General features: G+C 63.2%; 12 protein-coding genes. 10 read left to right on the top strand and 2 right to left on the bottom strand.

The features are described 5' to 3' along the window. Nucleotides 1-381: 381 nt before the first annotated feature. From recR to AB5Y72_RS06375, 9 genes are all read left to right on the top strand, one after another. Nucleotides 382-981 (top strand): recombination mediator RecR, encoded by a 600-nt coding sequence (recR, locus tag AB5Y72_RS06415; protein ID WP_318163096.1) that lies wholly within the window; start codon nt 382-384, stop codon nt 979-981. A 135-nt stretch (nt 982-1116) separates the two neighbouring features. After that, a complete protein-coding gene (gene htpG / locus AB5Y72_RS06410; protein ID WP_219144052.1) occupies nt 1117-3030 on the top strand; it encodes a molecular chaperone HtpG in 1914 nt (637 codons plus the stop codon). A gap of 283 nt (nt 3031-3313) precedes the next feature. Next, complete coding sequence (adk, locus tag AB5Y72_RS06405; RefSeq protein ID WP_005301834.1) at nt 3314-3958, top strand: adenylate kinase; 645 nt, start codon at nt 3314-3316, stop codon at nt 3956-3958. Nucleotides 3959-4072: 114 nt separating this feature from the next. Then, entirely contained in the window at nt 4073-5047 is a 975-nt protein-coding gene (gene hemH / locus AB5Y72_RS06400) for a ferrochelatase (protein ID WP_216990065.1), read from the top strand. 67 nt (nt 5048-5114) lie between these two features. Then, nucleotides 5115-5507, top strand: coding sequence for an MAPEG family protein (locus AB5Y72_RS06395; protein ID WP_216990066.1), 393 nt, complete (start codon nt 5115-5117; stop codon nt 5505-5507). 176 nt (nt 5508-5683) lie between these two features. Further along, nucleotides 5684-6988 (top strand): inosine/guanosine kinase, encoded by a 1305-nt coding sequence (locus AB5Y72_RS06390; protein ID WP_042075314.1) that lies wholly within the window; start codon nt 5684-5686, stop codon nt 6986-6988. A gap of 161 nt (nt 6989-7149) precedes the next feature. After that, complete coding sequence (locus AB5Y72_RS06385) at nt 7150-8778, top strand: methyl-accepting chemotaxis protein (protein WP_368198727.1); 1629 nt, start codon at nt 7150-7152, stop codon at nt 8776-8778. Nucleotides 8779-8902: 124 nt separating this feature from the next. Continuing rightward, nucleotides 8903-9265, top strand: a complete 363-nt coding sequence (locus AB5Y72_RS06380; RefSeq protein ID WP_042075319.1) for a DUF2750 domain-containing protein — start codon at nt 8903-8905, stop codon at nt 9263-9265. Between the two features lie 158 nt (nt 9266-9423). Further along, nucleotides 9424-9918, top strand: a complete 495-nt coding sequence (locus AB5Y72_RS06375) for a hypothetical protein (protein ID WP_216990067.1) — start codon at nt 9424-9426, stop codon at nt 9916-9918. On the opposite strand, the gene AB5Y72_RS06370 is transcribed toward AB5Y72_RS06375, so the two are convergent. After that, nucleotides 9881-11518: an EAL domain-containing protein gene (locus tag AB5Y72_RS06370; protein ID WP_368198726.1), complete on the bottom strand. Its 1638-nt coding sequence runs from the start codon at nt 11516-11518 to the stop codon at nt 9881-9883. The two genes, AB5Y72_RS06375 and AB5Y72_RS06370, sit on opposite strands and share 38 nt — an antisense overlap. 188 nt (nt 11519-11706) lie before the next feature. Here AB5Y72_RS06370 and glgC point away from each other — a divergent pair, with 188 nt between their 5' ends. Next, a complete protein-coding gene (glgC, locus tag AB5Y72_RS06365; RefSeq protein ID WP_039038908.1) occupies nt 11707-12981 on the top strand; it encodes a glucose-1-phosphate adenylyltransferase in 1275 nt (424 codons plus the stop codon). A gap of 58 nt (nt 12982-13039) precedes the next feature. Here glgC and AB5Y72_RS06360 read toward each other — a convergent pair whose 3' ends face one another. Further along, nucleotides 13040-15040 (bottom strand): hypothetical protein, encoded by a 2001-nt coding sequence (locus tag AB5Y72_RS06360; protein WP_223915552.1) that lies wholly within the window; start codon nt 15038-15040, stop codon nt 13040-13042. Nucleotides 15041-15174 lie beyond the last annotated feature (134 nt).

The following is a 15174-nucleotide window of genomic DNA, read 5'->3' as shown; positions in this document are numbered from 1 at the left end:
TCTACTGTCTTTAATTCACGTGGTTTGAGCTACCCATTCCATAGAAACGCCCTTACAGAGCTGGTTGCCAAGTGGACCATAGTAATCGGCCGGATGGAAAACAGAAGTGGGAGGCGTTAAAAACCGGCCTTAGTTCAATAAAATTGTCAGTAGAGCAACCTATTTGGCTTGTCTCCCGTCCAGCAATGAGCCTCAAGACCCTGCACCAGTCTTGGGTCACAAGGGGCTCTGCCTCCCCCCGTCAGGCGGCTGATCATTGGCGCTCGGGGCCGGCTCGGGTATAGTCCTGCGCCAACAAGATAGGTTCGGATGGAGGAGTCGGCGCCGCGTCAGGCAAGCGGGCCGAATCACTCCTTCGGCGCGGTTTTAAAGGATATCCCCATGAAATTCAGTCCCCTGCTCGATGAGATGATGAAGGCGCTGCAGGTCTTGCCGGGCGTGGGCCCGAAATCGGCCCAGCGCATGGCGTTCACCCTGCTCGAGCGCGAGCGCAGCGGCGGCCTGCGTCTCGCCTCCCTGCTCAACCGGGCGCTGACCGAAATAGGTCACTGCAGCCACTGCCGCACCTTCACCGAGAACGATCGCTGCGAGATTTGCGCCAATCCCAAGCGCGAGGAGAACGGCCTGCTCTGCGTGGTGGAGAGTCCGGCGGACGTGGCCGCCATCGAGCAGACCGGCCAGTTCTCCGGCCGCTACTTCGTGCTGATGGGGCACCTGTCGCCGCTCGACGGCATAGGCCCGGAGGAGCTGGGGCTGGAGATCCTGGAGCGGCGCCTCAAGGATGAGCACATCAAGGAGCTGATCCTCGCCACCAACCCCACCATCGAAGGGGATGCCACCGCCTGGTATATCGCCGACATGGCGCGGGCCGCCGGGGTCGAGGTGAGCCGCATCGCCCACGGGGTGCCGGTGGGCGGGGAGCTGGAGCTGGTGGATGGCACCACGCTTTCCCACTCCCTGATGGGGCGCCAGCGTCTCTAAATCGCTGTTCGGCGAACATATTTCGTACAAACAAGGGGTGGGCATGCAAGTTTGCATCTTCGCCCCTTGATATTTGAAAGGCCAACCCCATCTAGCTTGGGAATCTGTTCAACCCGACGTTTTGAGGATTGGTCGATGACCCAAAGTGTTCACGCCGAAACCCACGGCTTTCAGACTGAAGTCAAACAATTGCTGAGCCTGATGGCTCACAGCCTCTACTCCAACAAAGAAGTATTCCTGCGCGAGCTGATCTCCAACGCCTCCGATGCGGCGGACAAGCTGCGCTTCAAGGCGCTTTCCGATGCCTCTTTGTTCGAAAACGACGGCCAGCTGCGCGTGCGCCTGGTGGTGGACAAAGAGAACAAGACGTTGACCATTTCGGACAACGGCATCGGCATGACCCGTGACCAGGTGATCGAGCACCTGGGCACCATAGCGAAATCCGGCACCGCCGAATTCTTCAAGCACCTCTCCGGTGATCAGGGCAAGGACTCCCAGCTGATCGGTCAGTTCGGGGTGGGCTTCTACTCCGCCTTCATCGTGGCTGACAAGGTGACCGTCATCTCCCGCGCCGCCGGCAGCGAGCCGGGTCAGGGCGTGCAGTGGGAATCCGAGGGGGAAGGCTCCTTCACCGTGGCCGACGTGACCAAAGAGGGCCGCGGCACCGACGTCATCCTGCACCTGCGAGCCGAGGAGGAGGAGTTCCTGGACGACTGGCGCCTGCGCTCCGTGGTCGCCAAGTATTCCGACCACATCAGCGTGCCGGTGGAGATGTATAAAGAGGGCACCCCGGATCGGGAAGAGGACGGCGAGACCATAGTCGGCACGCCGGGGGAGTGGGAGCAGGTCAACCGCGCCACCGCGCTCTGGACCCGCAACCCGAAGGACATCAAGGACGAGGAGTACCAGGAGTTCTACAAGCACGTCGCCCACGACTTCGAGGATCCGCTGCTGTGGGGTCACAACCGGGTGGAAGGGGCCCAGGAGTACACCAGCCTGCTCTACATCCCGGCCCGCGCGCCGTTTGATCTCTACAACCGCGAGCAGAAACACGGCCTCAAGCTCTACGTGCAGCGCGTCTTCATCATGGACGACGCCGAGCAGTTCATGCCGACCTACCTGCGCTTCGTGAAAGGGGTGCTGGACTCCAACGATCTGCCGCTCAACGTCAGCCGCGAGATCCTGCAGGACAACAAGGTGACCGCCTCCCTGCGCAAGGCCTGCTCCAAGCGCGTGCTCACCATGCTGGCCAAGCTGGCCAAGGATGACGCCGAGAAGTACGCCAAGTTCTGGAGCGAGTTCGGCAATGTGCTCAAAGAAGGCCCGGCCGAGGATTACGCGAACCGCGAGGAGATCGCCAAACTGCTGCGCTTCGCCAGCACCGCCGGCGAGGGCGAAGCCCAGACCGTCTCTCTCGAGGATTACGTCGGCCGCATGAAGGAAGGCCAGCAGAAGATCTACTACATCACCGCCGACTCTTATGCCGCTGCCAAGAACAGCCCGCACCTCGAGATCTTCCGCAAGAAGGGTGTCGAAGTGCTGCTGATGTGGGAGCGCGTCGACGAGTGGCTGATGAGCCACCTCACCGAGTTCGACGGCAAGCAGCTGGTCTCCGTCACCCGTGGCGAACTGGATCTCGGTGATCTGGAAGACGAAGCCGCCAAACAGGCGCAGGAAGAGGCCGAGAAGGCCAACGCCGGCCTGGTGGAGCGGGTCAAGAAGAGCCTCGGGGATGCGGTGAAAGAGGTGCGCGTCACCCACCGCCTGACCGACTCCCCGTCCTGCATCGTCACCGACGCCTACGGCATGAGCACCCAGATGATCAAGCTGATGCGCGCCGCCGGCCAGCCGGTGCCGGAGCAGAAGTACATCCTGGAGCTCAACCCCGACCACGCCCTGGTGAAGAAGCTCGGCACCATCGAAGACGACAGCCTGTTTGGCGAGTGGGTCGCCCTCCTGCACGAACAGGCCCAGTTGGCGGAGCAGGGCGGACTGAACGACCCGGCGAGCTTCGTCTCCCGCATCAACCGTCTGCTGCTGCAGGCGTGATCCCCTGACCAAAGGCCCACTGCATGCAGTGGGCTTTTTTTGTGGCCGATGCCGCCCCTGTGTGCGGGAGGCGGCGGCCCAGGGAGCGCTATTGCCCGCTTCGGATGAGTGCTGCATTTTCAATCATTTTTCGGTGTTGTCGTCTGCGTCTTTGGTCGCAGAGACGGGGCGGGATGGTGGTGATAATCTGGCCACTCACACGGGGCGAGCTTGTTAATACGGGCGAAAACGTGTAGTTTTTTGCCTTCTCAAGAATTGAATAACCAATCAACTAGGAGCGTGTATGCGCATTGTTCTGTTGGGAGCTCCGGGCGCCGGCAAGGGTACCCAGGCTCAGTTCATCATGGAAAAACACGGTATTCCGCAGATCTCCACCGGCGACATGCTGCGTGCGGCGATCAAGGCGGGCACCGAGCTGGGCCTCAAGGCCAAGGCCGTGATGGACGCAGGTCAGCTCGTCTCCGACGACATCATCATCGGCCTGGTCAAAGAACGCATCGCGCAACCGGATTGCGCCAACGGCTTCCTGCTGGACGGCTTCCCCCGCACCATTCCCCAGGCGCAAGCCATGAAGGATGCCGGCGTGGCGGTGGACTTCGTGCTGGAGTTCGACGTGCCTGACGAAGAGATCGTCAAGCGCATGAGCGGCCGCCGCGTGCACTCCGGCTCCGGCCGTACCTACCACGTGGTGTTCAACCCGCCGAAGGTGGAAGGCAAGGATGACGTGACCGGCGAGGATCTGGTGATCCGTGCCGACGACGAAGAGACCACGGTGCGCAAGCGTCTGGATGTCTACCATCAGCAAACCGCACCGCTCATCGGCTTCTACGGCAAGGAAGCGGAAGCGGGCAACACCCGTTACGTCAAGATCGACGGCACCCAGCCGGTGGAGCTGGTCAGCAAGCAGCTGGCGACCATCCTGGGCTAAGCCCGCCATTGCCATCGTCCCCAAGGGGCCAGCGGCAATGCGCCATTGAGACAAGGGCCCGGCATGGGCCCTTTCTTGCATTCAGACATCGCAACAGAAAGACAGGAAGCAAACGTGACCACGAAAACCGGGATCTTGCTGGTCAATCTGGGTACCCCAGCCGCGCCCACCACGGCCGCCGTTAAGGCGTTTCTCAGCCAGTTTCTGCACGATCAGCGGGTCGTCGACCTGCCGCGCTACCTCTGGTGCCCCCTGCTCCACTTCATCATACTGCCGACGCGCTCCCCCAAGGTGGCCAGGCTCTATCGGCAGGTGTGGACAGAGCAGGGCTCGCCCCTGATGGTGATAAGCCAGCAGCAGCGCGCGGCCCTGGAGCAGGAGCTCAAGCGGGAAGGGGTCGAGGTGCCGGTGGCGCTGGCCATGACCTATGGCTCCCCCTCCCTGGACGAGGGCTGGCAGGCCCTCAAGGCCCAGGGGGTCAACCGGGTGATCCTGTTGCCGCTCTATCCCCAGTATTCGGTCAGCACCACAGCCTCTGTGTTCGATGCCTGGGCCAGGGCGATGAAGCAGGAGCGCAACCTGCCGGTGGTGCGGCTCATCCGCGATTACCACGCCCACCCGGAGTACATCCAGGCCCTGGCCATGAGCGTGCGTCGCCACTGGGAGCAGCACGGCCAGGGGGAGCATCTGCTGATGTCCTTCCACGGCATTCCCGAGCGCTACGAGCGGGAGGGGGATCCCTATGGCCAGCAGTGCAGGCGCACCGCCGCCCTGCTGGCGGAGGCCCTCGGGCTCGCCCCCGAGCAGTGGACCGCGAGCTTCCAGTCCCGCTTCGGCAAGGAGGAGTGGCTCAAGCCCTACACGGACCAGACGGTGGCGGGATTGCCCGCCCGTGGCGTCAAGCGGCTCGACGTCATCTGCCCGGCCTTCTCGGCGGATTGCCTAGAGACCCTGGAGGAGATCCAGGTGCAGAACCGGGAGATCTTCATGGACGCCGGTGGCGAGCAGTTTGAATACATCCCGGCCCTCAACAGCGATCAGGCCCATATCCGCATGATGGTGTCGCTGATCTGCCGCGAGCTGGCGTGATGATTGTCTGCATCCGGCCCCGTTCAGGACGGCGGATGCCCGGGTTTCACGATAAAGGAGTGTCTTGATGATGCATATCACGCTGATCTACGCCGGCCTGCTCGGGCTCTTGTTCCTGCTGCTCTCCTTCTGGGTGGTCAAGCGCCGCGCCCAGTTCAGGGTGATGATAGGGGAAGGGGAGGCACCCGAGATGCTCGCCGCCATCCGCGCCCACGGCAACTTCGCCGAGTACGTGCCCCTCACCCTGCTGCTGATGGCCCTGTGCGAGCTGGCGGGCGTCGGGGCCTTCTGGCTGCACCTCGGCGGTGTCTTGCTGCTGGTGGGGCGCATCCTGCACGCCATCGGCATCCAGATCCCCAGGGCCCCCAACAAGCCGCGCCTCTTCGGCACCCTCTTCTTCTGGCTGTCGCTGGGGATCTTCTCGGTGCTGGCCCTGGTGCAGGGACTCTCGCAAAGCTGAATGTCACCCCGCAAAACCACCCCGTCACGGGGTGGTTTTTTTGAGGGCGAAAGATCAAACGTTTGCCCCGCAACCCCTTGTCTATACTGACCTCAAAATTCAATCGTGCGACTTTTCGGCGTGGTGGATTGTGTTAAAATCCCGCCCCTCTTTTCCCCAGAGCACAGAACATCGCCATGAAATTTCCCGGTCAGCGCAAGTCCAAACACTACTTCCCGGTCGACAGACGGGATCCCCTGATCCCGCAGAGCTCCCAGCTCACCGAACTGGGCAAGGCCTATGTGGTGGGCATCGATCAGACTCTGGTGGACATCGAAGCCCATGTGGACGAGGACTTCCTGAACCGGTACGGCCTGAGCAAGGGTCACTCCATGCTCATCTCCGACGAGGTGGCCGAACAGGTCTACAACGAGCTCAAGGCCAACAACATGGTGGTGAGCGAGTTTGCCGGCGGCACCATAGGCAACACCATGCACAACTACTCCGTGCTGGCGGATTCCCACTCCATCCTGCTCGGGGTCATGAGCCAGGACATCCGCATCGGCAGCTACGCCTACCGCTATCTGTGCAACACCTCGTCCCGGGTCAACCTGGACTACCTGCAGCCAGTGGACGGCCCGGTCGGCCGCTGCTTCACCTTCATCACCGAAGGGGGGGAGCGCAGCTTTGGCATCAACGCCGGTAAGATGGACCACCTGGACGTGGACCACATCCCCGAGTCCATCATCAAGGAGGCCTCGGCCCTGGTGATCACCGCCTACCTGGTGCGCGGCGCCGACGGCACCCCCATGAAGGAGGCCGCCATGGCTGCCGTGCGCTATGCCCGCGAGGCCGGCGTGCCCGTGGTGCTGACCCTGGGCACCCGCTTCGTCATCGACGAGAATCCCCAGTGGTGGCGCGACTTCATCAGCGAGAACGTGACCGTGCTCGCCATGAACGAGGATGAGGCGGAGGCCCTGACCGGGATAAAGGATCCCCTCGGCGCGGCCGACAAGGCGCTGGACTGGGCGGACATGGTGCTCTGCACCGCCGGCCCCATCGGCCTCTACATGGCGAGCTACACCGACGAGGACTACAAGCGCGAGACCACCCACACCCTGCTGCCCGGCGTCATCCCCGAGTTCAACATGTACGAGTTCAGCCGCCCCATGGCCCGGGACAAGTGCCGCAAGCCGGCGCGGATCTACTCCCATATCTCCCCCTACATGGGCGGCCCGGAGAAGATCAAGAACACCAACGGCGCCGGTGACGGGGCGCTCTCCGCGGTGCTGCACGACATGGTGGCCAACGCCTACCACCGCATGAACGTGCCGAACTCCGCCAAGCACCTCTCCGAGTTCCTCACCTACTCCTCCCTGGCTCAGGTGTGCAAGTACGCCAACCGGGTCAGCTACGAGGTGCTGGCCCAGAGCAGCCCGCGCCTCTCCCGGGGCCTGCCCGAGAAGGAAGACAGCTTGGAAGAGGTGTACTGGGAGCGCTGATGGCGCCGGCCGGTCATGAATCCAAAGGGTGCCATCAGGCACCCTTTCTTATTTTTGGGCTGGATCATGTTTTTGGCATCGCTTTTGCGTGCATCGTGGACAGTCCGCGCCCCGGCGACATACCTTGTGTTAACGACATGTAGCGGATGTGGGGTGAGGGTATGTTGAGACAATGGAGTATCGGGCGGCGCCTGTCGCTGGTGACCCTGATGGTGCTGGCGTTGCTGGGACTGCTGCTGTTCTTCTCCCTGCAGGTCTATCACCAGGGGTTGATGGGGGAGAAGAGCCGCCAGACCCGGGCCCAGGTCGAGACCGCCTACAGCCTGGTGGCGGGACTGGAGGCCAGAGTGCGCAAGGGGGAGCTGGACGAGGCGAGCGCCAAGGCCGAGGCGCTGGCGCTGCTCAGGGGGCTGCGCTATGGCGAGGAGGACTACTTCTGGATCAACGACAGCCACCCCACCATGGTGATGCACCCCATGAAGCCCGAGCTGGACGGCAAGGATCTCTCCGGGGTGGAGGACAAGCAGGGGCTCAGGCTGTTCGTCGCCTTCGCCGATCTGGCGAGGGCGCAGGGGGCGGGGGAAGTCGCCTACTACTGGCCCAAGCCCGGGGTGGACGAGCCGGTGCGCAAGATCTCCTACATCAAGCGCTTCTCCCCCTGGGACTGGATCATCGGCACCGGCGTCTATGTGGACGACGTCGAGGCCCAGTACCAGGAGGTGCTGCGTACCCTGCTCGGCATAGGGCTGGTGCTGGCCGTTCTGCTGTTTGCCGTGGTCGGCCTCATCGTGCGCAGCATCGTCGTACCGCTCTCCCAGTCGGTCTCGGCCCTTGGCAACATCGCCAGGGGGGAAGGGGACCTGAGGTTTCGTCTGCCTGAGTCGGGGCGGGACGAGCTGAGCCAGCTCAGCGTCAACTTCAACCTCTTCGCCGGCCAGATGGCGCAACTGGTGGCACGCAGCCAGCAGATCGCGAGCCAGAACCGGGAGCAGGCCCATCAACTGGAGCGGATCGTCGATCGCACCGGCGCCATCGTCACCGGTCAGGAGCAGGATACCCTGAGGGTGGCCAGCGCCATGGAACAGATGACGGTGAGCAGTCGCGAGGTGGGCCAGCACGCGGCCCAGGCCGCCGAGGCGGCGGACTCGGCGCTCAATCTGGCCCAGCATGGCCGCCAGGTGGTGGCCCAGACCCGGGAGACCATCCGCCAGCTGGCGGACGAGATGGTGGAGACGGTGCAGGCGGTGAGCCGGCTGGAGCAGGAGACCCAGCAGATTGGCTCCGTGCTCGACGTGATCCGCGGGGTGGCGGAGCAGACCAACCTGCTGGCCCTCAACGCCGCCATCGAGGCGGCCCGGGCCGGCGAACAGGGGCGCGGTTTTGCCGTGGTCGCCGACGAGGTGCGCACCCTGGCGACCCGCACCCACAGCTCCACCGACGAGATCCGGCAGATGATACAGCGGCTGCAGGAGGGGGCGGGCAAGGTGGTCGGCGGGATCACCCAGTTGCAGCAGCTCTCCCGCTCGACCGCCGACCGGGCCGGTGATGCGGACGCCGCCATCCATGCCATCGATGGATCCGTGCACACCATCACCGCCATGAATGGACAGATCGCCACGGCGGCGGCCGAGCAGAGCCGGGCGGCGGAGGAGATCAACCAGCGGCTGGTGGCCATCACCCAGCTGGCGGCGGATGCCCTGGCCCAGAACCGCCTGACCGAGCAGGCGTCCGGGCAACTGGCGCTCGCCTGCGACGAATTGAGCGCCCTGGTGGCGCAATATCGCATCTGACGGCGTTTATCCCTGTCTTTTTGGGGATAAGGCTTGAGTCTGGGGGGCTTTTGGGACACCATCAGCCCCATTCTCGGCCAGCCCTGGCCGACTGCCTGCCATTGCTTTGCAAGAGAGAGACCCCATGAGCAAACTAACTGACAATCTTGACGCCAATTTCCAGCTGTTCATCGAAGAAGTCCGCGAGTCGGGTCAGGTGTGGGGTCTGCGCTACGGTGAAGACTGGGTGGTGTGCCGCTCCGCCGAGTTCGAGGACGCCGACGTTATGCCGCTCTGGTCCGCGGAGGCCGATGCCCGTCTGCACTGCGTGGACGAGTGGGCGGATTACGAGCCCGAGGTGATCGAGCTGGAAGAGTTTCTCGACATCTGGATCAACGATCTGGACGAGGACGACGTGCTGGTCGGCCCGAACTGGAACGCCGATCTGGAAGGCCAGGAGCTCGAGCCCATCGAGCTGGCCAAGGCGCTGGTCGAGCTGGACGCCTGAGTCCGCCCCGGCGACAGCCCTGTCCATCCCCAGAAACCGGTTCCCGCGAGGGACCGGTTTTTTTATGCTGGGCGCTGAACCCGGCTGAAAAGGCGTTTTGGCTTTGCACCCGCTCCCCCGATGGGTCATCATGATCCCTTTGCCGATCGGGAGGTAACATGTTTGTCTTTGACGTGACCACACGAGCGGGGGCGCAGGCGCAGATCCGGGTGCAGGCGCTGGACTGGGGCCAGAGCGGCCCGGTGAGCTTCCAGTGCGACAGCGACGAGCTGGCCCTGGTGCTGCTGACCGGCTGTCGCTGCGATGCGGTGGGTTACTTCAACCTGCTGGGGGGCTGCAAGCCGCTATATGTGGAGCAGTGGCTCGCCTACCTGCAGGAGCGCGGCCATCTCGACAAGCAGAGTTGCCGGCTGGAGAGCCCCTCCCAGGACGATTACCTGGCCCGGGCCGGACTCGCGGACGACGAACTCAATGCCCTGCTCGGCCAAGTCTACAAGGTGGCCGGGTTCAACCGTCTGCAGATCAACCGTTACCTCAAGCATCGCCACAACCCGACCATGCTGGCGACCCGTTACGACCAGAAGGAGCTGGAGCGCTATCGCCAGCTCAACGACATCATTCTGACCCTGTTGAAGCTGAAACGCTCTCCGTGAAGATCCCCTGCTGACCCATCTCCGGCCCCAGTTCCTGGGGTCGGGCGATCAGATAGCCCTGCAGGCCGTCCACGTACATGCTCTGCAGCATCTGCTTCTGTCCTATCTGCTCCACCCCCTCCGCAATCACCAGGCAACCCATGCGATGGGAGACGTCGACTATCATCCGCACGAACTGCTGGTTGGTGAGATCCTGCTCCAGCTCGGTGATGAGGCCGGGATCCAGCTTGATGTAGTCGGGCTTGAGCTCGCGAAACAGGCTGAAGGAGCCGATCCCCTTGCCGAAGTTGCAGATGGCCGAGCGGCTGCCGTGGCGCCTGAGCAGCTCGAACAGCCGCTTGGCCCCCGTCAGGTTGCGCTCCAGGTGCTCCTCGTCGAGCTCGAACACCAGGTTGGCCCCGATGTCGGGATCCTTTTGCAGCTGATGGTCGAGCCAGATCAGGAAGGCGCTGTTTTGCAGCAGGCTACCCGGCAGGTTGAGGCCCCAGCGGCTGCTGTGGTTGCCGAACGCCCTGTACTGGCGGATGACGTGACGGATCACCATCTGGGCCAGGCGCAGCACCATGTCCAGCCGCTGTGCCATGGCGAGCAGGGTGTCGCTTGGCAGCACGGTGCCGTCGCTGCTGCAAAAACGGGGGTAGATTTCGTGATAGGCCAGCATGCCGCGATGCAGGGGCTGGATGGACTGGCTGGTGAAGCTGACGCTCTCCTGCTCCAGCAGCTCGGTCAATACCTGGGTCCAGTGGCGTTGCCCCTGAATTTCGACCACCTCGTCGCTCTGCTGGATGGCCCAGCCGTTGACTGCCTCCGTCTGGGCCCGCGCCAGTGCCAGATCCGCCCTGGCCAGGATGGCCTCTATCTTCTGCTCGCTGCTGAGCCGGGTCATACCCGAGTAGGCGGCGCTCTCCAGCTCATGGTCGTGCTGGTAGCGATCGAAGGCGAGTTTCAGATCCCGTCCCAGCAGGTGCGGGGGGATCTGGGCCAGGGGGGGCATCAGGACCGCAAAGTCGGCGCCCGAGATGCGATAGACCTGGTGGCCGGGGAAGCGGCTCACCGTGTGGCTGATGAGGGCGGCGATGTCCCGGATGTAGGCATCCCCGGACTGGAAGCCGCGCTGGGCGTTGAGGGTCCCGAGCTCGGTGGCGCGGATGAGCACCAGGATGGCGGTCTGGGTGTTTTCCTGTTGCAGCAGCTCGGTCAGATCGCGCCGGAAGGCGTGGCGGTTGCCAAGCCCCGTCATCTCGTCCCGGGTCGCCTGATTGTGCAATTCGGTGATCTGGCGGTGGGCATCGATCTCGGCCTCATTGAAGGACGCAAGGAGCTGGCGCAGAGCCGTTTGTGCCTGTACGCTGTCGAGCATGGCGGGATCCCGCTGCTGCAGCGCCAGCAGCCAGCGTTGCTCCTGCCTTGTCTTTTCCCCACGGCGCACGCTGTGGGTGAGAAAGAGCAGCAGGGCGAATCCCGTCAGGGTGGTCATCAGGACCAGCAGCAGGGTGAGTGGTGAGGCGGGGGGGGCGAGCAGCACTCCCTGCAACAGCAGCATGGGAATGCAGACCAGTGCGCTGACCAGCAGCAGGTTTCCCTCATGTTTATTCAACATCGTTTCATCCTTGATGATGTTCATGATGTAGAAATTCTAACCAAGTCGCTGGCGCAAAACATGAGTACTCACGCAACTCCACGATAAAGCGCCGGCGGAATGCAACTAAATGTGAGTGAAAACACTTTCATGGTCTGTAAAAAAAGCGAAGATGGGTTGAAAACAGCCCCAACAGAGCAGAGGTAGATATGTTGCTAGAACCCGTAGACACCGCCAAAGCACGGCAACTATTGAATCAGAGTATGGCCTTGGTGCTCGCAGGGGGACGGGGCAGCCGCCTGAAGCAGTTGACCGATAACCGCGCCAAGCCCGCCGTCCACTTTGGCGGCAAATTCCGTATCATCGACTTCGTGCTCTCCAACTGCATCAACTCCGGCATCCGCCGGGTGGGTGTGGTGACCCAGTACAAGTCCCACAGCCTGTTGCGCCACCTGCAATCGGGCTGGTCTTTCCTGCGCTACCAGATGAACGAGTTCATCGACTTGCTGCCCGCCCAGCAGCGGGTGGACGAGGTGCACTGGTATCGCGGCACCGCAGACGCCATCTACCAGAACGTCGACATCATCCGTGACTACGGTCCCAAGTACATCGTGGTGCTGGCGGGGGATCACATCTACAAGATGGACTACGCCGCCATGCTGCTGGATCACGTGCGCCTCGGTGCCAAGGTGACGGTGGCCTGTATCGAGGTACCGCGCTGCGAGGCATCGGCTTTCGGCGTGATGGACATCGACGAGCAACGCAAGATCCGCGCCTTCGTGGAGAAACCGGCCAATCCGCCCGCCATGCCGGGCTGCGAGGATCGCTCGCTGGCCTCCATGGGCATCTACATCTTTGAGGCGGAGTACCTCTACCAGTTGCTGGAAGAGGACATCCACAACCAGGAGTCCAAGCACGACTTCGGCATGGACGTGATCCCGCGCATCGTGGGAGAGGGCAAGGCCTTTGCCCACCCGTTCAACATGTCCTGTGTCGGGGCCAAGGAGGGGCAAAAACCCTACTGGCGCGACGTGGGGACCCTGGATTCGTTCTGGGAGGCGAACATGGACCTTGCCTCCGTGGTGCCCGAGCTCGACATCTATGACGAGAACTGGCCCATCTGGACCAGCCAGAACATGTCGCCCCCGGCCAAGTTCGTGCAGGATAGAAACGGCCAGCACGGCATGACCATCAACTCCATGTTCGCGGGGGGCTCCATCGTGAGCGGCTCCTTCGTGCTCAACTCGGTGCTGTTCACCAACGTGCGGGTACACTCCTTCTGTACCCTGGATCAGGCGGTGATCTTCCCCGGGGTCGAGATCGGGGCTGGTTGCCGCTTGCGCCGGGTGGTGGTGGACAAGGGGTGCAAGCTGCCAGACGGCCTGGTGGTGGGGGAGAACGCGGACGAGGATGCACGCCGCTTCTACCGCTCCGAGCAGGGCATAGTGCTGGTGACCAAGCCGATGCTGGCCAAGCTCGGCTAACCTCGTCGACACAGACAAAAAAAGGGAGCCCTGGGCTCCCTTTCTATTGGTGGTCGATTCATTTCTCGCTGACCAGGGCCTTGCCGGCCATCACCATGGCGGTGCCATGCTTGCCACCGGCGGCGGTCACTTGCGGGACACCATCTTCGTCGGTGTCGCTGCCGGCACCCTCGATGACGTTCTCGCCGGAGTCGCCGACCCATTCGGCCATCTGCATGCCGCCGTTGACGGTGCCGCGGAACCAGCTCACGTAGCGCTGGGTCAGCTGTGCCAGCTCAAGCTCGGGTGCCTTCTCGGCCCCTTCGTTGCGCAGGTTCAGCATGGCAGAGCGCAGGGCGCCGGAGATGGCGGCCTGGGTCCAGGGGGTGTATTCACCCTGCTTGCCGGCGAGCCAGGTTCCGGCCTTGGCATTGAAGTAGGCCTTGTCGGCGGCGATGAAGAGCTCGCTCGCCGCGGTGCGGTACTTGGCATCCGAGGTGGCCAGGAAGGCGGCGGTCAGGCCGCGGATGGCGGCGAACTGCGCGTCGATGGACTGACCGGCGTCAAGCTTGCCGCCCAGTGTCAGACCGTCATGGACCAGGCCGTTCTTGCCCTTGAGGTTGGCGAGGATGAAATCGGCCTGCTTGCGGACCAGTGCGATCGCCTGCTCACCCTGTGGGGTCTTGAGGTTCAGCTCGCCATTGTCACCGGCGGCGTAACCCACAGGCAGCGCATCCTGGGCGCGCTGGAAGATCTGCAGGGCGACCAGGGCGTAGGCGGCGTCGAAGGTGGTGACGTGCCCGGCCTGTTTGCCAGCTTGCCAGCTGTCGACCAGGGTGCCGGCCTTGGGCTCGAAGTGCAGGGCCAGCAGGTTCTTGAAGGTGAGGTTGGAGAGGTTCAGGGCCAGGGAGAAGGCATCGCTGCCCGCCACCGCCTTGCCCAGATCGTTGGTCTGGTTGGCAGCCGGAGCGGCGGCGAACGGGGCACCGTCAAACACGGCGTGGAAGGCCGGGTTCTGATTGGTGTTGGCCGTGCGCTGATCGCTGAAGGCGTAGAACTCGGAGAGGGGCCACAGCAGCATCCAGGCGTCGCGCAACTGGGCGGAGCCGTCCACGACCTCCAGCTTGCCGATGGCACCGGCGTCGTTCTTGCTGGTCTCGGTCACTTTCACCTGATGAGGGAAGTAGACAACCCCCTTGGCCGGATCGTACTGCGGGGTGATTTTGGCGCCCAGGGTCTTGCCGTCAAAGCCGAGCTGACCTTGCAGGATGGCGAGCTTGTCGATGGACTGCTCGGTCAGCATCATGCCGTTGAAGCCGTCGGCGGCAGAAACCCCCAGCTTGTGCTTGCCGTCCTGATCCATGGTGGCGGACGCGGCTTCCACCTCTTCATCGGTCTCAGCCACGTGCATGCCCCCGAGGAAGTCCTGGGACCACATCACTTCCTTGAGCAAGATGCCGCCCACGGCGGCCGGGACCAGCAGGTTGTCACTGCCGCTCCAGCGCAGGGTGGCGTAGTCGCGGAAGTAGGCGGGGACCTGGGTCTTGACGCTCTTCTCGTTGCCCTTGGCGGTCTTGATGGTGATCTGGTCACCGTTGACCGGGGTGGCGTTCACGGCCTGGGCGAACTCCGGGTTGGCGGAGGCGTAGGGCAGGGAGAGGGGATACATGCCCTGGGGAATTTCATCGGCGGGGAAGCCGACGGCCTCGGCCATGGCCAGTACCCGTTTGCCCAGGTCGGCCAGGGTGCCGCCACGGGCCTGGTTTTGCGGCCCGTTGACCAGATGGGGGCCCATGCCGGACTGGTAGTTGAGGGCGTACATTGCCTCTTCGGAGTATTCATAGGATTCGATGCCGGCGGCGAAGTCGAACGGGGTCGGCTCGTCGGCGCGGTTGGCGTCCAGCACATCCAGATCCAGACCGATGGCCTCGGCCAGCGGCTCGCCGGAGAGCTCGAATTCGGTGTAGGCCAGCATGTTGGCGGCGGTGTTGAACGTCTTGTCCTCCACCTTGACGGCAGCCTGTGCGGCGCTGCTGAGGAGTGCGCAGGCGATCGCCTGCACCAGTACGGTTTTTCTCATGTCCTTCTCACCATATTGTTGATTTTATTATGACGCTTCTCATGAATCTAAATGAGAATGGTGTGCATTATGGGGCAAAGGGCGGGGCTTGAGAAGAAAAAAACCGCGCCCCGGTGGGGTGAAGAGGAGAGGCG

It is taken from the genome of Aeromonas sp. R7-4 (assembly GCF_040908055.1).
GTDB lineage: Bacteria > Pseudomonadota > Gammaproteobacteria > Enterobacterales > Aeromonadaceae > Aeromonas > Aeromonas sanarellii.
This window is presented reverse-complemented; position numbering and strand designations above follow the sequence as displayed.

Bases quoted from the DNA above. Each gene is read 5' to 3' on its own strand.
- htpG (WP_219144052.1), top strand. From the start codon at position 1,117: ATGACCCAAAGTGTTCACGCCGAAACCCACGGCTTTCAGACTGAAGTC.
- AB5Y72_RS06360 (WP_223915552.1), bottom strand. From the start codon at position 15,040: ATGAGAAAAACCGTACTGGTGCAGGCGATCGCCTGCGCACTCCTCAGC.
- AB5Y72_RS06375 (WP_216990067.1), top strand. From the start codon at position 9,424: ATGTTTGTCTTTGACGTGACCACACGAGCGGGGGCGCAGGCGCAGATC.
- recR (WP_318163096.1), top strand. From the start codon at position 382: ATGAAATTCAGTCCCCTGCTCGATGAGATGATGAAGGCGCTGCAGGTC.
- AB5Y72_RS06385 (WP_368198727.1), top strand. From the start codon at position 7,150: ATGTTGAGACAATGGAGTATCGGGCGGCGCCTGTCGCTGGTGACCCTG.
- AB5Y72_RS06380 (WP_042075319.1), top strand. From the start codon at position 8,903: ATGAGCAAACTAACTGACAATCTTGACGCCAATTTCCAGCTGTTCATC.
- AB5Y72_RS06395 (WP_216990066.1), top strand. From the start codon at position 5,115: ATGATGCATATCACGCTGATCTACGCCGGCCTGCTCGGGCTCTTGTTC.
- glgC (WP_039038908.1), top strand. From the start codon at position 11,707: ATGTTGCTAGAACCCGTAGACACCGCCAAAGCACGGCAACTATTGAAT.
- adk (WP_005301834.1), top strand. From the start codon at position 3,314: ATGCGCATTGTTCTGTTGGGAGCTCCGGGCGCCGGCAAGGGTACCCAG.
- AB5Y72_RS06370 (WP_368198726.1), bottom strand. From the start codon at position 11,518: ATGTTGAATAAACATGAGGGAAACCTGCTGCTGGTCAGCGCACTGGTC.
- AB5Y72_RS06390 (WP_042075314.1), top strand. From the start codon at position 5,684: ATGAAATTTCCCGGTCAGCGCAAGTCCAAACACTACTTCCCGGTCGAC.